This window comes from Paenibacillus sp. 2TAB23 (assembly GCF_052115165.1).
Classification (GTDB): domain Bacteria; phylum Bacillota; class Bacilli; order Paenibacillales; family Paenibacillaceae; genus Pristimantibacillus.
In genome coordinates this window covers 390,400-411,224 of the sequence record NZ_JBFRGD010000001.1, presented here as the reverse complement: position 1 = coordinate 411,224, position 20,825 = coordinate 390,400, and the positions used below count along the sequence as shown (strand labels likewise).

20 protein-coding genes and 1 other annotated feature are annotated in these 20,825 nt (G+C 48.7%); of the genes, 13 read left to right on the top strand and 7 right to left on the bottom strand.

Translation table 11 applies throughout. From position 1 onward, the window contains the following. Positions 1-12: 12 nt before the first annotated feature. Together AB4Z29_RS01820 and AB4Z29_RS01815 are read left to right on the top strand one after the other, a co-directional pair. On the top strand, positions 13-1,305 hold the full coding sequence (locus AB4Z29_RS01820) for an MFS transporter (protein ID WP_441941444.1): 1,293 nt from the start codon (positions 13-15) through the stop codon (positions 1,303-1,305). Then, positions 1,305-3,275 (top strand): glycosyltransferase family 39 protein, encoded by a 1,971-nt coding sequence (locus tag AB4Z29_RS01815; RefSeq protein WP_441941443.1) that lies wholly within the window; start codon positions 1,305-1,307, stop codon positions 3,273-3,275. The genes AB4Z29_RS01820 and AB4Z29_RS01815 overlap by 1 nt, the downstream gene beginning before the upstream one ends. A 99-nt stretch (positions 3,276-3,374) precedes the next feature. On the opposite strand, the gene AB4Z29_RS01810 is transcribed toward AB4Z29_RS01815, so the two are convergent. Both AB4Z29_RS01810 and AB4Z29_RS01805 read right to left on the bottom strand, forming a co-directional pair. Then, a complete protein-coding gene (locus AB4Z29_RS01810; protein WP_441941442.1) occupies positions 3,375-3,710 on the bottom strand; it encodes a DUF1904 family protein in 336 nt (111 codons plus the stop codon). Positions 3,711-3,802: 92 nt separating this feature from the next. After that, complete coding sequence (locus AB4Z29_RS01805; RefSeq protein WP_441941441.1) at positions 3,803-4,741, bottom strand: RluA family pseudouridine synthase; 939 nt, start codon at positions 4,739-4,741, stop codon at positions 3,803-3,805. Between the two features lie 187 nt (positions 4,742-4,928). On the opposite strand from AB4Z29_RS01805, the gene AB4Z29_RS01800 reads away from it, so the two are divergent. Together AB4Z29_RS01800 and AB4Z29_RS01795 are read left to right on the top strand one after the other, a co-directional pair. Then, positions 4,929-6,476 carry a stalk domain-containing protein gene (locus tag AB4Z29_RS01800; protein WP_441941440.1) on the top strand — a complete coding sequence of 516 codons (1,548 nt, stop codon included), beginning with the start codon at positions 4,929-4,931 and terminating at the stop codon, positions 6,474-6,476. Positions 6,477-6,632: 156 nt separating this feature from the next. After that, positions 6,633-8,525 carry a B12-binding domain-containing radical SAM protein gene (locus AB4Z29_RS01795; protein ID WP_441941439.1) on the top strand — a complete coding sequence of 631 codons (1,893 nt, stop codon included), beginning with the start codon at positions 6,633-6,635 and terminating at the stop codon, positions 8,523-8,525. A 272-nt stretch (positions 8,526-8,797) separates the two neighbouring features. On the opposite strand, the gene AB4Z29_RS01790 is transcribed toward AB4Z29_RS01795, so the two are convergent. From AB4Z29_RS01790 to AB4Z29_RS01780, 3 genes are all read right to left on the bottom strand, one after another. Then, entirely contained in the window at positions 8,798-9,781 is a 984-nt protein-coding gene (locus tag AB4Z29_RS01790; RefSeq protein ID WP_441941438.1) for a type I phosphomannose isomerase catalytic subunit, read from the bottom strand. Between the two features lie 86 nt (positions 9,782-9,867). Beyond that, the gene (locus AB4Z29_RS01785; protein ID WP_441941437.1) at positions 9,868-10,464 is read right to left on the bottom strand and encodes a class I SAM-dependent methyltransferase; all 597 of its coding nucleotides are present in this window, start codon (positions 10,462-10,464) and stop codon (positions 9,868-9,870) included. 59 nt (positions 10,465-10,523) lie between these two features. Continuing rightward, positions 10,524-11,480 (bottom strand): TIGR01212 family radical SAM protein, encoded by a 957-nt coding sequence (locus AB4Z29_RS01780; protein WP_441941436.1) that lies wholly within the window; start codon positions 11,478-11,480, stop codon positions 10,524-10,526. Between the two features lie 281 nt (positions 11,481-11,761). Here AB4Z29_RS01780 and AB4Z29_RS01775 point away from each other — a divergent pair, with 281 nt between their 5' ends. Then, positions 11,762-11,971, top strand: coding sequence for a hypothetical protein (locus AB4Z29_RS01775; RefSeq protein ID WP_441941435.1), 210 nt, complete (start codon positions 11,762-11,764; stop codon positions 11,969-11,971). Between the two features lie 172 nt (positions 11,972-12,143). Beyond that, positions 12,144-12,911 carry a tRNA (guanosine(46)-N7)-methyltransferase TrmB gene (trmB, locus tag AB4Z29_RS01770; RefSeq protein ID WP_441941434.1) on the top strand — a complete coding sequence of 256 codons (768 nt, stop codon included), beginning with the start codon at positions 12,144-12,146 and terminating at the stop codon, positions 12,909-12,911. Here trmB and AB4Z29_RS01765 read toward each other — a convergent pair. Then, positions 12,908-13,480 (bottom strand): phosphatase PAP2 family protein, encoded by a 573-nt coding sequence (locus AB4Z29_RS01765; protein WP_441941433.1) that lies wholly within the window; start codon positions 13,478-13,480, stop codon positions 12,908-12,910. The genes trmB and AB4Z29_RS01765 overlap by 4 nt on opposite strands. A gap of 804 nt (positions 13,481-14,284) precedes the next feature. On the opposite strand from AB4Z29_RS01765, the gene AB4Z29_RS01760 reads away from it, so the two are divergent. From AB4Z29_RS01760 to AB4Z29_RS01740, 5 genes are all read left to right on the top strand, one after another. Continuing rightward, positions 14,285-15,520, top strand: a complete 1,236-nt coding sequence (locus tag AB4Z29_RS01760; RefSeq protein ID WP_183567581.1) for a glycosyltransferase family 2 protein — start codon at positions 14,285-14,287, stop codon at positions 15,518-15,520. Between the two features lie 103 nt (positions 15,521-15,623). After that, positions 15,624-15,781: a sequence feature (ribosomal protein L20 leader region), on the top strand. Between the two features lie 56 nt (positions 15,782-15,837). Continuing rightward, positions 15,838-16,335, top strand: a complete 498-nt coding sequence (infC, locus tag AB4Z29_RS01755) for a translation initiation factor IF-3 (protein WP_183567682.1) — start codon at positions 15,838-15,840, stop codon at positions 16,333-16,335. Positions 16,336-16,369: 34 nt separating this feature from the next. Beyond that, the gene (rpmI, locus tag AB4Z29_RS01750) at positions 16,370-16,567 is read left to right on the top strand and encodes a 50S ribosomal protein L35 (protein ID WP_053374531.1); all 198 of its coding nucleotides are present in this window, start codon (positions 16,370-16,372) and stop codon (positions 16,565-16,567) included. Between the two features lie 50 nt (positions 16,568-16,617). Further along, positions 16,618-16,977, top strand: a complete 360-nt coding sequence (gene rplT / locus AB4Z29_RS01745; protein WP_054028358.1) for a 50S ribosomal protein L20 — start codon at positions 16,618-16,620, stop codon at positions 16,975-16,977. A gap of 202 nt (positions 16,978-17,179) precedes the next feature. Continuing rightward, positions 17,180-17,527 (top strand): hypothetical protein, encoded by a 348-nt coding sequence (locus tag AB4Z29_RS01740; RefSeq protein WP_441941432.1) that lies wholly within the window; start codon positions 17,180-17,182, stop codon positions 17,525-17,527. A 14-nt stretch (positions 17,528-17,541) separates the two neighbouring features. Here AB4Z29_RS01740 and AB4Z29_RS01735 read toward each other — a convergent pair whose 3' ends face one another. Then, positions 17,542-17,994 (bottom strand): GNAT family N-acetyltransferase, encoded by a 453-nt coding sequence (locus AB4Z29_RS01735; RefSeq protein WP_441941431.1) that lies wholly within the window; start codon positions 17,992-17,994, stop codon positions 17,542-17,544. A gap of 566 nt (positions 17,995-18,560) precedes the next feature. Here AB4Z29_RS01735 and ilvB point away from each other — a divergent pair. Both ilvB and ilvN read left to right on the top strand, forming a co-directional pair. Next, positions 18,561-20,306, top strand: coding sequence for a biosynthetic-type acetolactate synthase large subunit (gene ilvB, locus AB4Z29_RS01730; protein ID WP_441941430.1), 1,746 nt, complete (start codon positions 18,561-18,563; stop codon positions 20,304-20,306). Next, positions 20,303-20,788 carry an acetolactate synthase small subunit gene (gene ilvN, locus AB4Z29_RS01725; RefSeq protein WP_183567569.1) on the top strand — a complete coding sequence of 162 codons (486 nt, stop codon included), beginning with the start codon at positions 20,303-20,305 and terminating at the stop codon, positions 20,786-20,788. The genes ilvB and ilvN overlap by 4 nt, the downstream gene beginning before the upstream one ends. Positions 20,789-20,825 lie beyond the last annotated feature (37 nt).

Sequence of the window (20,825 nt, the reverse complement as noted above, 5' to 3'; positions counted from 1 at the left end):
GGCGTGTTGTGCATGGCTAGTACAAGCTTTAAATCGAAATTGGCTTACAGCTCAGGCAATTTATCGGTAAACCTGATTGCGCAAGCCTTTGCCTCCTACATCGTCTTCTATTATGTAGACGTGCTTGGGGTGAAACCGACGCTTATCAGCGCAGCAATGGTCATTCATGGCATCGTGAATGCAGTATTAAATCCGTTGTTTGGTCATATTTCGGACCGGACCAGAAGCCGCTTCGGAAGGCGCGTTCCGTATATGCTGTTCGGCATGGTGCCGCTCGCGGCCTTATTTACGGCCATTTGGTTTCCTGTGGGAACCGGAATGGCATTGTTTTGGTATTTTTTAACGATCGTGCTGCTATATGATATCTTGTTCGTTATGGTCGTACTGAATTATTCTGCACTATTCCCGGAGATGTTCACGACGATGAAGGAGCGTGCTTCCGTATCCTCGTGGCGGCAAATGTTCGGGATTGTCGGGATGATTATCGGCGTGGCTCTGCCGCCGCTCGTTTACGGCAAGCTGGGCTGGGGGCCAATGGGAGCCATATTTGCAGGCATTGCGTTAGTATTCTTGATCATTATGGTATCTGCAAGCAAAGAGACGCGAGTCGTTAAGCGCGAAGAGATCGGCTTTGTGCAATCTTTGAAATTCACGTTTTCGAATAAGGCGTTCGTATGGTTTGTCGTCGGCAGCTTCTTCGTGCAATTCACGTTTGCGATGCTGCCGGCAGCGATTCCGTTTTTCACCAAATACGTGCTTGCCGCAGGAGATGAGAGCAATACGGTATTGCTTGGCGCGATTTTTATAGCAGCTATCCCCTGCGTCTACTTATGGGGCAGATTGGTACAGAAATGGGGACCGCGCCAAACGGTCATCGTTGCGGTCAGCATTTATGCGCTTGCTATGATTCCTTTTCTATTCGTGCAAAGCGTTGCAGCTGCTGCTGTTGCTGCGGCAGCAATCGGGATCGGTCTTGCCGGGCTTCTCGTGCTGCTGGATGTTCTTTTATCCGAAATCATTGACGAGGATGAACGGCGGACGGGCGTGCGCAGGGAAGGCATGTATTTCGGAATGAACGGATTTATCGTCAAATGGGGAGTGTCGCTCCAGGCTGTCGTATTAGGCGTAATTCTGGAGGCCAGCGGGTACGTGAAGGATGCAGTGCAAGCCGAGGCCGCTGTATGGGGCATCCGCTCCATGCTGAGCATTATCCCGTTTATCGCATTGCTAATCGCTCTTATATTCTTCTTCTTGTATCCAATTAGACAGACTAAATCCATAGTTGGAGATGGTGATCGCAACTAATGCTTCTTCGACTTAAGGAATGGATCCAACGAAATAGATTGCTTCTTTTATTATTTATTATTGGTGCAGCCGTGCGGGTGCTTTACGCAGGAGCGATACCGGGCGGCTTAAACCAGGATGAGGCATCGATAGGCTACGAGGCCTACTCGATTCTACATTATGGAATGGATCGCAACGGTGTAACGCTGCCGATTCATTTGATCGCATGGGGGAGCGGACAAAACGCGCTATATGCCTATCTATCCATTCCGTTTGTTTACTTGTTCGGTTTGAATCCGATAAGCGTCCGAATGGTCAGTATGCTGTTTGGCTTGATCGGAATGGTATTGTTTTACCTCATTGCGAAACGCGTCTTTCAGAAGGAAGCAGTTGCTTTATCGTCAGCGTTCCTCATTGTCATTTGTCCTTGGCATATTATGATGTCCAGATGGGCGCTGGAGTCCAATATTTTTCCTACCCTTGTGCTGCTGGCTGTCTATTTCTTGTTCAAGGCGTTTGAGCAGCCAAGATGGCTCGTTGGCTTTACGATTACGCTTGCCTTTTCGCTCTATGCATACGGGACCGCTTATTTTTTTGTACCTGTGTTTGGATTGAGCGTGCTTGCGCTGCTTGCCGTGAAACAAACGATCAAGCGGAGTGTGCTGGTATGGAACAGTGTACTGCTGCTTGTTCTCGCGGTGCCGATCGGTTTGTTTCTGCTGGTGAATCGTTTGGATTGGCCGATGATGCAATTTTTATTTTCGATTCCGAAGCTGACTGTCCCTCGCGTTGAGGAGGTTTCATCCGCGTTCGAGGGTCAGCCGCTGTCGATGTTCTCGCATCATTTCAAGTCGTTCTTACAGCTGTATTTGACGCAAAATGATGGACTATTGTGGAATGCGATTCCGACATTCGGTTATATGTATCCTTTGGCTCTGCCGATTATCGGCATGGGGATCATTTATGGGGTATATCGGCTCTTCGTCCGATTCCGTGTGGAAACCGCGGTCATAGCACTATGGCTCGGAACGGCGCTGCTCATGACGCTGATAACAGACGTTAATATCAACCGCATCAATATCATCTTTTACCCGACGGTATTTGCGGCTGCAGCGGGCTTGGGTTGGCTGCATAAGCATATCAAGCATTCACTCGCTATTGCAATTGCCGCATTCTCCGTGTATTTCGGCTTGTTTTGCGGGCAATACTTCACTTCCTACTCAAAGCAGATCAGTCCGATGTTCTATGAGTCCTTTGGGGAGGCGATTCAGTATGCATCCGATGCGACCGAGGGTACCGTCTTCGTGACGGATGAGGTCATGATGCCATATATTTATGTGTTGTTTTATGAACGAATCTCCCCACAGCTGTATTTGGATACGGTGGACTATATTAACCCGGGTGGAGCCTTTCAGTTTGTCCGCTCCTTTGGCCGGTATCAATTCGGGAAGCCTGCGATTCAATCGGGGGTGGAAGCTGCCTATATTGTTTCGAACAGCGCGCCTCTTCCTGACGAACAATTAGGTTACCAAATCAAAAAGTTCAAAAACTACACGGTTGTGAGCGGAATAGGCAAGCAGGAGGAAACGGATGCTCACGTTTCGTTCCAGAACGGCGGCTTCGAGGAAGGGCAGCCATATTGGAGGTTTACGATAGGCGCGGGTGTTGCTGGAAATCGGCCATTCGGCGGCACGAAGCTGATGTACTTGGATCCAGGCAAGGAACAGCGTGCGTCACAGACCTTCGTAAACCCCGCGGCAGGTGAATACACGTTGTCGGCTATGGCAAGCGCTAATGCGGAAGGTGGAGCAATAGGCGTGTTGGTTAACGGAAGAAAGATACTGGAGCAGGAAATTGATGTTCGAGAAGAATATGCGGAAATCCAGCTGCCCGCCGTTTCGATTGCGGAACAGGATGTAGTGACGGTATATGTTCAGGGTGGCTCCGGCTGGGTGAACATCGATGACGTGGAATGGACGCTTCAGAAATAACGGAATGAACATATGCGGAACCACTGTAAGCAAGTGGTTGGTTAATGATATGCATACGCTTATTCCGTATCTTTGATCGTTTCGGGCTGATTCCTGTCTCTAACCTACTACTGGCTTACCGTTAATGTAATAGCTATCCTCGCGGTAGGCATGGAATACAATCTCGATTTCCTGAATCCCGAGCTGCGCGACGTGGCGGTTGACTGTTTCTGCGAACCGGCGCTGCACGAGCTGACCGCGCTCGAACCAGCCTACTTCGATAAAGGCGAAGGAAGGCTCGCCGGGCATTCCGCCATAAACATTCGTCGCGTGCAGACATGCCATCGTGAAATTATCGGTTCCGCATTCGCATATATCCGCAAGCTCTGCGGCAAGGGTAGAAGTAACGGCTACCAATTGATCAGCGGCAACACCGCGGAAAACTAAATGAGGCATATGCTATTCCTCCAATACGAGCTAGAATAAATGCTGTTTGTAGTATATCAGAAAAAAGCATCGGCCGCTTTGTGACCAGCAGCCGATGCTTTTTAGTTTTCTTCTCCCTCAACGACATGGAACGGCCGGAGAAACAGCTTCGGAATGTCGGTTTCGAACCGGACCAGCTTGCCTGTAACGGGATGCGTGAAGGCGAGTACGCGGGCATGCAAGCCGAGACGGCCGATGGTCCGTGATTTGGCGCCATACTTTTTGTCTCCAACAACAGGATGGCCGATATCCTCCATATGCACGCGAATTTGGTTTTTTCGGCCAGTTTCGAGCTGAACCTCCAGTAAGGAGAAGCTTTTATTCGAACGAAGCACCTTATAGTGGGTAACGGCGTGCAAGCCGTCATTCGGGTAGGAGCTGGAATACATTTTGAGCGTCTTGCTTTCCTTAAGCCAGGAGGAGATCGTACCTTTCTCCTTTTTGACTGCCCCTTCGACGAGCGCGACATAAATGCGCTCTTGAACGGTGCCCTGCCAGCTGTTTTGCAGCTGCTGCTGTACGGCCTCGCTTTTGGCGAACATCATAACCCCTGAAGTATCGCGGTCGAGCCTGTGCACGACGAATATGCGGTTCTTCGAATTCTCAAGCCTGACATGAGCGGTAAGCTGGCGATAAGCGGTCACTTCATTCTCCGGCGCAGAGTCGGATGAAATAGACAACAGTCCGGACTCTTTCTTAATGACGATAATATGTTCATCTTCGAACAGGATCGCGAGGCCTTCAAGGGGAAGCTTCTCCTGAGGCCGATCCTTGCCTACCGTGACGGTCTGACCGGGCTGGAGCTGATAATTGTATGCAGTGGTTGATTTGCCGCTAACCGAAACTTGTCCGTGCGCAAGTATGGATTTGACGACGTTGCGGCCTGCACCGGATATATTTTGTAAGAGAAAAGGCAGCAGCTCCATCGGTTCCGTGACCGGATAGGACTTGCTCTTGTCTGCTTGTGTTTGAGGAGCTCTTCGCTTTTTCCCTCTTTGCATGTAAAACCCTCCTAGATTCAATGCTCCTACTATACCACGAGTGAGCGGCTCTGTTCTAATCTTCTATTTACGTTAAACTCATATTCTATGAATTCCGGTTTAATAGACAAAGCATCATGAGGAATGGTAGGATTATTCATAGATATACCATATGGTGAAAATGGAAAAGGTTGGAGGAAATCAACGCGTGAAAACAAAACTGTTTCATTCCTTGCTCAGTCCCTTGCTGGTAGCAGGCTTATTGTTAGCTCCGCTTCCGGGATTAAGCGGCCATGCCGCAGCAGCAAGCGTTACGACAAAAGCGACTGCTGCCGCAGCGCAGCAATTGCAAGTCATCGTAGACGGGAAGAAAATCTCTCTATCGGCGGCTGCTTATGCGGAGAATGGCGTTACATACGTTCCCATGCGCGATATTTTCAAGGCACTAGGCGCATCGGTTACCTGGGAAAGCAAGACACAGACGATTATCGCACGAAAAGGGTATCTATCTATTTCTCTTCAAGTTGGCAAGAAGACGGCTGTGATTAACGGCAAAACGGTTAAGCTGGATGCACCTGCCCTCATTCGGAAGGGCGTTACCTTCGTGCCGGCCCGCTTTATAGCAGAATCGCTTAACGCTACGGTGAAATGGGATAAAGTTACAAGCGCGGTGCGGATTACTTCCCAAGAGGCCGCGGAGAATGCTGAATATGAGGAATGGCTGGATTCGCAGAAAAATCTGCCTACGCTGACAAGCAGAGAAATTGTAGATAAATTCGATGAAAGCGTCGTTCTAATCATGACGAACCAAGCACAGGGAAGCGGCGTTGTGATCGGCGAAAACTTAATTCTCACTAATTACCACGTCATCGCAGATGCTGCATCCGCAACAGCAGTAACGATCAATGGCAAGCAGCTTACGATTGATGGCGTTGTGAAATATGATGAGGATGCCGATCTCGCAATCGTTAGAACGAAAGGTGCGATCGGAATCGATCCTGTCACGCTAGGCTACGGACTCAATTCGTACAAAGGCGGAAAGGTCGTAGCAATCGGCAGCCCGCTTGGACTGCAGAACACGGTTTCTGACGGTTTGATCAGCAATATTACGTATCAGGATGGCATTAGATATATACAAACGAGTGCACCAATTGATCACGGAAGCTCTGGCGGCGCGTTGTTTAATGAATTCGGAGATCTAGTGGGGATCACTACGCTAGGCTATTCAGGTACAAGCGCTGACCTCAATTTTGCCGTTTCCGTCATTCATGCGGCAAGCTTGAACAGCGAAATTACAGACGCGGATATCGCAGACGCGAAGTTTCTGCCTTCGAGCTTGCCGGCAACCCTAGTAGGAGCGCCATTGACCGACATCGAGAAGCTGCTTAAGGATCACTATGGCCTGCTCTCAACGACAGAGGGCGACGCAGCCTTCACGAAGTGGGCGGCAAAACGCGATTCCTCGGGCTGGCTGGTGCTCACGGCTGAGATTGATCCTTTATTCTACATGTATTACGGCGCTGCCTCCGCTCAGGAGCTTCGCTTATGGGCCATTAATTTGGGTCATGAATTCCATGAAATGCTGCCCGACGAAAAAATTCAGGTATTGATTAACTACGAGCGCGAATACGGCTTCGAGCCGCGAGGCTTTGCCTCGGGCGAGGTGACCTCGCTTGGCGGGAACAAGTGGCAGGTGCGTTTCCCTGTCATTGATATGCAGCTCAAAAACGAGTTATTTATTAAAGTACGCGTGTAAAAGGATGGAGGCATGAGCTGGCGAGATAAGCGCCCGTTTGATGCCTCTTCTTTTTTTTTCTTTTTTTCGGTACAATAGAAGGCATCTTGCTCGATGCGGGAGTGCGTTACGTGATTCCGCACAGAAAGCAAATGCTTAAGTTAGAGAGGTTATGCTATGAAAGTGGTACTGTCCACCTTAAACGCTAAATTTATACACACATCGCTTGCCTTGCGATGCCTGAAGGCATTCAGCGGCGACCGATTCGATATTGAAATCGCGGAATATACCATCAAAGACCCGGTGATGAACATTGTCTCGGATATCTATTCGCGCAAGCCGGATGTCGTCGGCTTCTCCTGTTACATTTGGAACATCGAGGAAACGATAACGGTCATTAACATGCTGCGCAAAATTATGCCGGAAATCAAAATTATTCTCGGCGGCCCGGAAGTCAGCTACGATATGGACTATTGGATGGAACGTGTGAAGGAAGTCGACTTTATCGTGGTTGGAGAAGGCGAAGAAACCTTCCATCATCTGCTGACGGAGATTGAGGGGGACGGCAAGTACCATATGGTATTCGGCGTTACCTACAGAAAGCAGCGCGAGGATCGCGTTGAGGTGCTTATTAACCCTCCACGCCCGAAGCTGAACCTGAACGAGCTGCCTTCCCCGCATCGCTTCGAGGAGGATATTCCCCATCTTGGCAGCCGTGTGGTGTATTTCGAGACAAGCCGCGGCTGTCCATTCAGCTGCCAGTTCTGCTTATCGAGCATCGAGGTCGGCGTTCGGTACTACGATATGGAGCGTACGAAGGCAGATATTTTGTACTTGATTGAGAAAGGTGCCAAGCTCATTAAGTTTGTAGACAGAACCTTTAACATTAAACGAGATTACGCGCTCGAAATTTTTGAGTTTCTGATCAAAAACCATCAGGGCTGTGTTTTTCAATTCGAGATAACAGCGGATATTATGCGCCCTGAGGTGCTGGACTACCTGGCAGAGCATGCGCCTCCCGGCATCTTCCGCTTCGAAATCGGCGTGCAGTCGACTAACGATTCAACAAACGAGGCGGTACAGCGCCGCCAAAACTGGATGAAGCTTGTACGTACAGTCATGAAGGTGAAAAACTCGCAGAAGATCGATCAGCATCTCGATTTGATTGCAGGCTTGCCGCTTGAGAACTACGATACGTTCAGAGGCACGTTCAACGATGTGTTCGAGCTAAGGCCGGAAGAGCTCCAGCTTGGCTTTCTCAAAATGCTTCGAGGCACCGGTTTGAGGCGGGAAGCAGACAAATGGGGCTATATTTATATGGACCGCTCGCCCTACGAAATGCTTGGGAATGATCTCATGCCATTCGGCGATATCGTTCGCATTAAGCGGGTAGAGGATGTGCTTGAGAAATACTGGAATGCTCATCGGATGGACCATACTCTGCTGTACTTGGTCGATCGCGTATTTCCGTCGCCGTTTGACTTTTTCCAAGCCTTTGGCGACTTCTGGGAGCGCAGCGGCTGGCAAAAAATCGGCCATCAGCTTGAGGACCTGTATGCTCGGCTGTGGGCATTCCTGGAATCCTTGCCGCGCTCAGGCAAATTAGCGATAGGTTCCTTGCCGGTTCTGCAGGAGAATGCTGAGAAGCAGTCGTTTACGTTTGATGAGGTGCTGGCGATTGCCGGCTCGCGTCTTGATTCGGATGTGGTGCTGGGACTAATGAAATATGATTATTTCCTTAACCATAACTACAAACCGCGTAAAACCTGGTGGGAATTTACGATGGACAAGTCTGTATGGAGCGGATGGATGCGCCGCTTGGCAGAGCGTCCTGCGGATGTATCGCCGGAATTCGCCGCGTTAAAGCTCGGGGAGAAGGAGCTTCACAAGCATGCGGTCATCGAGAAGCTGCCGTTTGATCTTGCGACCTTCCTGTCAACGGGCGAGGTAGTTCGGGGACGGCACACGCTGCTTGCCGTGCTCTATGCGCTAGAGGCCGGAAGCAGCAAGCCGAAGCCGCGGCCATTTACGTTATCGATTGAAGTCGAGCAAGAGGCGCTGCAAAGCTGATCCGACATAGAATGTAAAAGAACCGTCGCCTTAGGCAATGCCTTGGGCGACGGTTCTTTGCAATATATAAGACTTTATAAGTTTCACGCGAGAAAGTGACTTCTATTTCAACAAGAAACGGATACCTTCCTCTTGCAGAGGACGGCGAAGCCGTCTCTTCTTGACGTATAGGAAAGGATATGGGTTTGCTCATCCTTTCTCTATACGTTTCGCCGAAACGATGGCGTCTATAGAAAGGACGCCGTCAGGCGTCTCTTCTTATTGCGTAAGTATTAGATAACAGCAGCGGGTACGATGCTTCTAAGCACGGTCATGCTTCCAGAAAGCTCATAGCTGCCGAGGTTGGCAGGAAGAAGGAAGCATTCGCCTGCTTTCACAGCTTGCTCGCCGTCATCCCATTTCAATGCGCCGTCGCCTTCCGCGATAACAAGAATAACGAAGCTTTCCAAGGAAGTGGACAGCTGCCAAGGTGCGGCGACAATGCCTTTCTCTACGACAAAGTATGGAGAGGAGGCAATCGTAAGCCATTCGCCTGCCACAGCATGGTCGGTCTTCATGCGTGCAGCACCTGCGCCCTCGTAGGCGATTACGTTGAGGGAATCCTCGATATGCAGCTCACGCAGCTGTCCGTCAAGGCCTGGACGGTCATAATCAAACAATCGGTAGGTCGTATCGGAGTTTTGCTGGATTTCGGCAACGACAACGCCGGAGCATAGCGCGTGCACTGTACCAGCAGGAATGTAGAATGCATCCCCAGCTTGAACGGATACCTCCTGCAGCGTGTCCATGATGCGTCCTTCTGTAATAGCGGCTTCCATTACGGAGCGGTCCACGCCGTCCTTCAAGCCATAAATGATTTTTGCGCCTGGCTTGGCATCAAGAATATACCACATCTCTGTTTTGCCCAGCTCACCGGCAGGAAGGCCTTCATATTCATCGGTTGGATGAACCTGAATGGAGAGGTCGTCGTTGCAATCGAGCAGCTTGATGAGAAGCGGAAAACGACCGTTTTTCTCAGAAAAGCCTTGCGTTCCGAACCAAACCGGACCGTATGTTTCGCGAATTTGATCAAGGCCTGTGCCTGAAAGCGCGCCATTCATCACTTTCGTTGTACCATTCGGGTGATCCCCGATCATCCAGCCTTCACCTATGGAGCCTTCAGGAAGCTCAAGACCAAAGCCCTCTAAAGCGCGTCCGCCCCAAATACGTTCTTTCATTTCTGCTTTAAACTGTAATGGATATGGTTTTACTGTCATCTCTCATCTCTCCCATTTCTTTTATATGTAGGCTGCCGCATCATATTCGATAATAGCGCCCTTTCTTATCGTAATCTAGTAACCAATTACCTAGCAACGGCTGGGCGTTTCTCTATTGCGATGAGATAGGGCGCCGAAGCACGCTGCAATTGCCGATAAATAACGGTCTGTGCGGAATGCTGGGGTAGCTGCGCTGCCCATTGCTCTACGCTGTTTGCTTCGTCTGCCCCGCCAGGATGGCCGGGATATAAGACGCAGGTAATGATGCCGCCAGGACGCAGCAAACGGAGTGCGTCTTCAAGCGCGAGCAACGTTGACGCGGGCTTTGTAATAACCGTAAGATCGCTGCTTCCCGGCAAGTAGCCGAGATTGAACATAACGGTTGCAACTTGTCCGATTGCTTGGCCGTCAACTGCGGATGCCATTCCTGCGTGGCTCTCAAGCAATAGCTTCACAACGGGCAGCTTATTGGCGCTTGCTAACGAAGATAGTCGTTCCTGCGTGCGATCGAGTGCTTCCTGCTGAATATCGAAGGCATATACGGTACCCTTCGGTCCGACAAGCTCTGCGAGCATTAGCGTATCGACACCGCCGCCGGCGGTAGCATCAATTACGATGTCCCCTGGCGAAGTGCGCTCAGCAATCCATTTGTGAGCCATGCTTAGGACGGATAGAAAACCCATGGGCCACCTCCTATGCCTGTGGTTTGAACCGCAGGCTAATGTTTAGCAGTCATTACGGCCTATGACTCCGAGTTCCAAAGCTTGCCCTGCCAAGTATTGCGGCGCTTCAGCTCATCGTCGAATGCATTAAGCACTGCCCATTTGTTGAGACTCCATAGCGGTCCGATCAGAAGATCACGAGGTGCGTCCCCGGTGAGACGATGAACAATCATCTCGGGAGGAAGAAACTCAAGGGTGTCGACAATCAGATTTACGTACTCGTCCTGCTCCAAAAACTGCAAAAGACCGGCTTCATACTGGCGAACCATAGGTGTCTTGCGCATTAGATGCAGCAAATGGATCTTAATGCCTTGTACATCCATTTGGGCAACCGCACGCCCCGTAGCGAGCATCATTTCATGCGTTTCCTGCGGCAGTCCATATATGATATGTGCACAGACACGAATGCCGCGAGCGCGAAGCCGCTTCACTGCGTCAACATAGCATGCGGTATCATGTGCCCGATTAATGAGCTCGGAGGTCGATTCGTGTACGGTTTGAAGACCCATCTCCACCCAAAGGTAGGTACGCTCATTCAACTCGGCCAAATAATCAACGACATCGTCCGGCAAACAATCGGGACGGGTTGCTATAGAAAGGCCAACGACTCCGGGCTGCTGCAATATGACCTCGTAATACTGACGCAGCTCCCGGACGGGTGCATACGTATTCGTATACGCCTGGAAGTATCCGATATACTGCGCTTCCTGCCATTTCTGATGCTGGCGGTCGCGGATGGTATTGAACTGCGTGACCAGATCGTCCCGGCGGCTGCCGGCGAAATCTCCTGAGCCTCTTGCGCTGCAGAACGTACAGCCGCCTTTCGCGATTGAGCCGTCGCGGTTCGGACAGCTGAAGCCGGCATCGAGCGTTACCTTAAATACTTTCCCGCCGAATTGCTCCCGCATTTCGTAATTCCATGTATGAAATCGTTTATCGCCCCATAGTGAAGGCTGCGATGTGTCTAATCCAATCATCGATTTCCCCTTCTTTCAACACATACATCCTATATTTTAGCGAAAAACGAGTGGAAAAGCCACGTTTGATATCAAGCAGAGGTTTGAATGTTCGGAAACCGCTTTAATTGGAAATTATTTTTGAAATGGAGTAATTTGGGCTTGCGTAACCTTACATGAAGTGTTATATTAAAAGTGCGACATAACAACAAATAAACCTGACATAGCCCAATTGCACCTGCATTCATGAAACGTCGATTAAATGGAAATACTCTTACAATAAATCGATGAGGTGATTAGAGATGAATCATGTATCCAAAATTTTGCGCGGCGACGATACAGTAACGGTCGAGCTAACTGTAAAAGAACTGATGGCACTTACGGGTGTCCGTTTTCACAATAACCATGGCGTAGAGATTTCTGCTCGGAAGAAACTTAACGAAGTGCTGGTCGATACTTACGAGCGCGAGCAGCAAGAGAATGGACCGATTCCTTACCAGCTTCTATCTTAAGCATGGTTAAGCGAGTGAAACTCAATAAAGCCGAGCATCCGATAACGGGTGCCGGCTTTTTTCAATGAAACGCTCGTTTGTTTAGACCTCTTTACATTGTTTAGATTGTTGGGCACAATAAGGAATAGTCTATTCGTTGCATCGTCTACGATAATTGGAGGAATCACTGCATATGCGTTTAAGAGGAAGAAAAGGAATTCGTGAAAGTCTAGAGGGCCAGCCGGAGCTGGTAGTGCTTGATGCCGCGCCTCACAAAGGAAAATGGCGTGAGTTTTTTGGAAACGATCAGCCGATATACGTTGAGCTGGGAATGGGGAAAGGCCGTTTTATTAGCCAAATGAGCGTTCGCTATCCGCATATCAACTTCATCGGCGTTGATATGTATGACGAGTTGCTGCGTCGGGCGAGCGATAAGGCTCGGATTGTCTGGGAACAAAAAGGAGAGTCTCATCCGCCGAATCTTGCCTTGCTTCGCGCAAATATCGAAGGCATCGAAACGATGTTCGCGCCTGGAGAAATCGAACGCGTTCATCTTAATTTCAGTGATCCATGGCCGAAAGCCAAGCATGCCCGCCGGAGACTTACGCACCCGAGACTTGTCGCCAAGTATATCGAGCTGCTCAATGAGCGCGGTGAAATTCATTTCAAGACGGACTCGCAGTCCTTGTTTGAGTTTTCCTTGAATAGCTTTGCTGAGATGGAGCTCATTATGCGCAATATATCGCTCCATCTACATAAAGAAGGTCCCCGAGAGGACCTTGTGTTTACCGAGTATGAAATGAAGTTTATGGAAAARGGGCAAAACATTTATCGCGTTGAAGCCGTTATCGGCACCGAGGCGCTCCAAAAGCATCGCGAAGCGAAGCAGGAGAAGTCATTAAAGGAAGAAGCAGAAGCCAGCAAGGCGGAAGCTGAAGATTCCGAGGAAGAAAATAATTAATTGATCCCCACAGCTGAGCCTACCCATGAATAATTGACGGCTATTGCGGTCACTGTTCCGATTAGCGCGCCTGCTGCAACATCTGAAGGATAATGCAGGCCTAAGTACATTCTTGACCATCCCACCGAAACACCTATTATAAGCGCTATGGGTATTAGCAAGGTTAACCAGACTCCGCTGGTCAGCAGGATTGGGACGAGCCATGCAAATATAGCGGTGGTATGGCCGGATGGAAAGGAAGAATCCACTAACGGATTATGTCCGGTATTGACGTCCGGCATCGCTTGGTAAGGCCGAAGCCGTTTGAATTTCCGTTTTACGACGGCTACAGGCAGGTGGCTGATGATAACCGCAGTCAAGCATTGCCAGCCCGTAAGGCTCCATGGTGCAGGGGCGAGTATTGCATATAGCAGGGCGGTTGCGAGCGTGAAGGTAGCGCCGCCCATATGTGTGACTGTGCTTAACCATGTACCCAAAAATCGTTGTCGTTTCCCCCCAGAAGGTCTCCGATTTGCCCAAATCAGCACTTTTTGCTCACTTGTTTTCAGCCAGCCTATCACTCTTTCCATCGCTGTCATCCTCCTAACGGTGGCTTACTTTAAATGGTGACTTTCTTTAATATATAAGAATTTATATGTTTTCACATATAAATGTGCTTATCTATCTCCGCGAAACGACTGCTTTTGCCACAGAGGACGGTAACAGCCGATTACGCTTGGATAAATTTAATTTTATCATGTTTTTGTAAGCCGAGCGTAAACTATTTCTTGTCCCATTATTAAAGATAAGTAAGTATTATAGCATTTAATTGGACGTCTGTGTGTCCAGCTCGACGCCCGTAATTCACATAACAGAATGACTAGGAAAAACGTACCAGATAAAAGATACAAATATTGATGCTATTTGCTGTTTAATAATGTGCAGTTGATGGTAAAACTGTAATGGACATATATTCGGTCGTTGCGGCAGAACTTGTCGAAACTGCAAATCATGTCAACGGGGAAGGTCTAGTTCACCTGTTCGTCACATAAGGTTAGCGAAACTTAAGAAACATTTTCATGTCTTCCATCGTAAATAAGGACGTTAGTGCTAAAAAGTCAGTAAATGGTTGAAAATAAGGCTGAGTCGTCGTAAAAGGAGGTAATGCGTTCATTGGCATGCCATGCAAGCGTTTTTCTGCCAAGATTAAGCCTAATGGAGACAAATTCAACTTTTGACAAAGAAGATGTTTCTGTGGAGAATCAATAAAGGTCCGAGAGTGTTTGCAGAGAAACACTCATTCAAAGAGAAAATATATAATAAAAAGCTTGCGGCAGTTATGAGTGATTGCTGAAAAAAAGCAAAAAAATGGGGTCTCAAGGGGGCAGTATCGCATGGTTCTTAGTGTTATTTTTATCGCGTTTCAAATCGTAATGGCTTCACTTGCGGTTTACCAGTTCGGTATTTCTATTTTTGGAATGATTAAAAACAAAAGCCGAAAGCATCACGCAGCGCAGAAATCGTTCGCTGTGCTTGTCGCAGCGCATAACGAAGAGCAAGTGGTCGGGGCGCTAATCGAAAACTTGAAGAAAATGGACTATCCTGAAGAGCTATACGATATATTTGTAATCTGTGATAATTGTACAGACGGCACGGCAGATATTAGCCGCAGTATGGGAGTCCATGCATGCGAGAGAACGAACCAGTTGCTTCGCGGCAAAGGCTATGCGATCGAATGGATGCTCAAGGAGCTATGGGCTATGCCCCGTCAATATGACGCGGTTGTCATGTTCGATGCGGATAATCTGGTGAATCCGGACTTCCTGCAACTGATGAACGATGATTTGTGCGAAGGCCACCAAGTCATTCAAGGTTATTTGGATACGAAGAACCCTGACGATTCTTGGGTTACTGCAGCTTACGGCATTACCTATTGGTATTGCAATCGTTTGTGGCAGCTGTCAAGGACTAACCTCAAGATGAGTAATTTTCTTGGCGGAACCGGCATGTGCTTCGAATCTGCGCTGCTGAAAGATATGGGCTGGGGCGCAACGAGCTTGGTTGAGGATTTGGAATTCTCGATGCGCTGCGTGCAGCGCGGCATTTATCCAATCTTGAACTATGATGCAAAAGTGTACGATGAGAAGCCGGTCACGTTCAAGGCTTCGGCAAGGCAGCGCCTTCGCTGGATGCAGGGGCATTTCAACGTTGCCCGCAATTACTTTTTCCCCCTTCTATGGGCAAGCATCAAGGAGCGCAACTTCGTGAAATTCGATTCGGCGATCTACACGATCTCCGTATATAATACGCTGCTTGGTTTTATTCTGACGCTGGTGATGTGGATTGATATCGCGATCCCATCCACGAACTACCTAGACTCGCTGTACAACTATCTGCCTTGGTGGACGGTAGGAATCGCTGCTTTTGCTGGAATTATTCAGTTCCCGATAGCGCTCATGCTAGAAGGAGTGAAATCGTGGAAGATGTATGCGCATCTGCTGACATTGCCGTTCTTCCTCATATCGTGGTGGCCGATTACGTTCTACGCATTCTTTACTCAGAACAACAAAACGTGGAGCCATACACAACATACACGCGTTGTTCGAATTGAGGAAGTACAAAGCAAATAGCGTTGACGATCGGCAACGCAGTTCAAAAACATATTCTCAGCTGTTGACATGGATTCGTAGGCCATGGTATAGTAACACGGTAACATTTTCAACTAACTTAATGACGCACAAGCAGAAGCACCCGCTTCTCACCTTTCGGCTAAGGCTGGCTGGTTCGCGATAATCGATTAGTCATTCCATTATTTCTAACGAAATGATGCTCTGACATACATGTACGGTTATGAGATGCGGGTTCGAGCGAACCCGCATTTTTTTATTGTGTAGAGACATGAAACAACCAATTTTGGAGGTGGCACGTTATTAGCAGAGAACATCAAATCAATGATGAGATCCGGGCCAGAGAAGTACGTTTAGTAGGTGCTGAAGGCGAGCAGATCGGTATCAAATCGATTCGCGATGCTATGCAGCTAGCTGTTGAGCTTAATTTGGACCTGGTGAACGTCGCACCGACGGCTAAGCCGCCGGTATGCCGGATCATGGACTACGGAAAGTTCCGTTATGAGCAGCAGAAGAAAGAAAAAGAAGCTCGTAAAAACCAAAAGATCGTTGATCTTAAGGAAGTTTGGTTCCGTGCTAACATTGACGAGAACGACTACCAAACGAAATTCCGGAACGTCGTTAAATTCCTCAATGAAGGCGATAAAGTGAAAGCATCCGTAAGATTCCGTGGTCGTGAGATTGCACATGCTTCTCTAGGACAGAAGATTTTGGATCGTCTTTCGAAAGAGGTTGCCGAATTATGCAGCGTTGAGCGCGCTCCTAAGCTGGAAGGCCGGAGCATGATTATGATTTTGGCACCCAAAACCAACAGCTAACAACTGATGAAGAACTTTAAGGAGGATAACTGATATGCCTAAGATGAAAACACACAGCAGTCTGAAAGACCGCTTTAAAATTACTGGAACTGGTAAAGTAAAACGTTACAAAGCTTACCGTAACCACTTGCTTTCACACAAATCCGGTCGTCAAAAACGCGTACTTGCTGGCCAACCGCTTATGGCTGCTGGCGACGTTCGTCGTTTGAAGCAAGGCCTTTCCAACTTGTAATCATAAGCAACAACAAATAAGCTAATTCAACCTACAGGAGGTTTCCATTCATGGCAAGAGTCAAAGGCGGTTTTGTCCGCACTCGTCGTCGCAAAAGAATTCTAAAGCTAGCAAAAGGTTATTTCGGTTCGAAGCATCGCCTGTTTAAAACAGCGAAGGAGCAAGTAGGTAAGTCCCTTATGTACGCTTACCGTGACCGTCGCAACAAAAAACGTGACATCCGCAGACTGTGGATCGTTCGTATTAATGCGGCAGCACGCATTAACGGTCTTTCATACAACAAATTCATGCATGGCTTGAAGCTTGCGGGCGTAGAAGTTAACCGCAAAATTCTTGCTGACCTGGCTGTTAACGATATGACTTCGTTTAACTCACTTGCAGGTATTGCGAAAGAAAAAATTAACGCATAAGCGTTAATCACATATAAGGGCTGTCCGACTCACTTATTGAGGTTGGACAGCCCTTTTTGTTTTGATAATGCGGATAGCTTATTTGTGCTTGGATATTCGCGACATGAAGAAATGTACATTTATTGTTGCAGAGGACAAACAAACAGACGGATGCTGCTTCCCTTGAATATGGTATAGGACAAAGGGAAAGGAGGGATTATGCATGAATAGTGTTTCCAAACAACAAGTACGGAAACTGGTCGGCAAATCCATCTATGCAGTGCGTCCAGACGGCTCTGTCGTCACAGGCAAGCTCGTTCGGGTTCACCAAAATAAACTAATCGTTGCTCCGCTCAAGCAGGACAAGGGGAAAGTTGTGCAGACAAAAGCAATTCTGCCGCTTGTATTGTTTGATCTTCTGGCAATCGGTACGCTTCCATTCCTTGGCGGCGGGTTTGGTGGTGGCTTCGGCGGTGGTTATGGCGGCGGTGGATGCTGTAACAATAATTTCAACCAATGCGGTTGCGGTGGAGGTTATGGTTACGGGAACCAAGGTTATAACGGGTATTAAGAATATTTAGTCGATCATAGCGGGGTGAGCGGCTTGAGCATCTCAAAGCAGCGAAGTTCAGGATAATAACGGACGGTTTGGTAACCCAATTTACTGTAAAGTTGATGGGCTTTGCCATTTATTTGGTCCACAAACAGTCTTGCAATGATGCAGTTCTGGGATCTGCCGTAAGCCTCGCTCTGCGCGATTAATTTTCTGCCCCATTGCCGGTTTCGGTGATCGGGATGGGTGACCATCATATCTAAATAAAGCACCTCGCCCATTACCTCGAAGTGGAGGAAGGAGATTGGCGGGCTTTTTTTGGATAAAGAAGCTACATAAGTAACACCTCGGCGAAACCGCTTCGGCAGCTCGCGAATGGTTTGGGCATCGTGCTGATGAACCGTATGGGACAAAGGAATAAGCTCATCTTTTATAAGCCGAACGACTTCGGCCTCATCGAGCCTTGGCTCATAAAGTCTGATCATTATCATCATTCCATTTCTGCAGCGGGGGGCGGCGGTGAACGCTGCATGAGTTTGCCGTTTGGGGGCTACACTACTATATGTGAAACGGGCTTGGAATGCGCCGACTACATTTTGCGGGAAGAGTTGTTTATGGTTCTTGACGAACGGTGATTCACGGCATATAATAAAGAAAGTCTTATCTACCACGTACCGGTGTAACGCCATGTGGTACATACACAATCAGCAATGATGAGGACGAAGTGCTTAGGGCCCTTTTGAACAGAGAGCGGATGGATCAGCTGCAACCATCGCCAAAATCCCTTTTCTACGAGCTCACCTCGGAGCTGTTTCCTTGAAAAGCAACAACGAAAGCTGTTGCCTAATAGGGGAAATCGCAGGGCAAGCGTTAAAGTGCCAATAGTATGAACGTAAGTGCACGACGTTCTTACTTGTGGAGGTTATACGTCGAGAGAGGTATAACAAATTTGGGTGGTACCACGGAAGATATACCTTTCGTCCCTCGTTGCTTCTTTTTGAAGCATGAGGAGCGAGAGGTTTTTTTGTTTTTTTTGAGAGGAGGATGACTGATGGTAACGCAAGGTGCAACACTGAAGTCAAAAGAGGAATTGAAGGAAAGGCTTTCGAAGCCCGAAGTCATAACTGGTTCGGAAATTTTGCTTAGAAGTCTATTGCTTGAGGATGTAGATTGTGTATTCGGATATCCAGGCGGAGCAGTATTGTACATTTATGACGCGATGCACGGTAATCCTGACTTCAATCATTTGCTTACACGCCATGAACAAGGCGCAATCCATGCTGCAGACGGCTATGCCCGTGCAAGCGGCAAAGTAGGCGTATGTATCGCAACCTCTGGACCGGGGGCAACAAACCTCGTTACGGGAATTGCTACAGCCTATATGGATTCCGTGCCAATGGTTGTCATTACGGGTAATGTCATATCCAGCTTGATCGGTAGCGATGCTTTCCAGGAAGCGGATATCACGGGAATCACGATGCCAATTACGAAGCACAGCTACTTGGTGCGCGACGTTGAGGATCTGCCGCGCATTATTCATGAAGCATTCCATATTGCCAATACGGGCCGTAAAGGTCCGGTATTGATTGACATACCGAAAGACATCTCTGCTGCCAAAACGCTGTTCAAGCCGTCAACGGAAGTTAACATCCGCGGGTATAACCCGACCGTATCGCCGAACAAGAATCAAGTCGACAAGCTGATTAAAGCCATTGAACAGGCAGAGCGCCCGCTTATTCTTGCTGGCGGCGGAGTAGTATACTCTGGCGGTCACGAACAACTATTCGAGTTCGTAACGAAAACACAAATTCCGATTACGACGACGTTGCTTGGACTTGGCGCATTCCCAAGCGGCAACGACTTGTTCCTGGGCATGCCGGGGATGCATGGAACCTATACGGCAAACAAATCGATTCAAAGCGCGGATTTGCTTATTAACATCGGCGCACGCTTCGATGACCGGGTTACCGGCAAGCTTTCGGGCTTCGCACCGTTAGCGAAGATTGTTCATATCGATATCGATCCTGCGGAAATCGGTAAAAACGTACCGACGGACATACCAATCGTTGGTGACGTAAAAACCGTGCTGGAAATCGTCAACAAGCTGGCTAAACGCGCCGACAAAGCGGATGACTGGCGCGCCAAGCTTAAGGCATCCTGCGAGCAATATCCGTTCAGCTACCAGGATTCGGAGGTAGAGCTTAAGCCGCAATGGGTAGTTGAGCTCATTCATGAAACGACGAACGGCGATGCGATTGTAACGACTGACGTTGGCCAGCACCAAATGTGGGCTGCGCAGTATTACAAGTTCAATAAGCCGCGTTCATGGGTAACGTCTGGCGGGCTAGGAACGATGGGCTTCGGCTTCCCTTCAGCGATCGGCGCTCAAATGGCTAACCCGGATCGGGTAGTCGTTTCTATCAACGGCGACGGCGGCATGCAAATGTGTGCGCAAGAGCTTGCGATTTGCGCAATTAACAACATTCCGGTTAAAGTGGCTATTATCAATAACCAAGTGCTCGGGATGGTTCGTCAATGGCAGGAGCTTATCTACGATAACCGCTATAGCCATATCGATCTTTCCGGCAGCCCGGATTTTGTCAAGCTTTCCGAGGCTTATGGCGTCAAAGGCTTCCGTGCAACGAACAAGGAAGAAGCACGGGTTGCTTGGGAAGAAGCACTCCGCCATCCTGGTCCGGCCGTTGTGGAGTTCGTCGTTCGCAAGGAAGAGAACGTGTACCCAATGGTTGCACAAGGAAGCACCATCGACGAAATGATCATGGGGGATGCGGAATGAAAAAACACACGATCGCAGTAATCGTAAACGATCAGCCTGGTGTTCTGCAGCGCGTCTCCGGCTTGTTCGGACGCCGCGGCTTCAATATTGAAAGCATTACGGTAGGATCCAGCGAAGAAGCAGGCTTGTCGCGTATGGTCATCGTCACTTCAGGTGATGACCATACCCTCGAGCAAGTCACGAAGCAATTGTACAAGCTTATTGATGTTATAAAGGTCATTGATCTTAGTTCCAATCCGATGGTCGCTCGTGAGCTTGCTCTGATTAAAGTCAATGCAGAGCCGTCTACTAGACCTGAAATTCTAGGAGTCGTTGAAACGTTCCGTGCAGCGGTTGTCGATATTGGCACGCATTCTCTTATGGTACAGGTAGTCGGCGACACCGAGAAAATCGACGCTATGGTTGAACTGCTAAAGCCTTACGGCATCCGCGAGCTTTCGCGCACTGGCGTAACGGCGCTTAACAGAGGCAACGCGAAATAGTAACCACTTTTATTCCCATTTCAACATCCCATTTTGA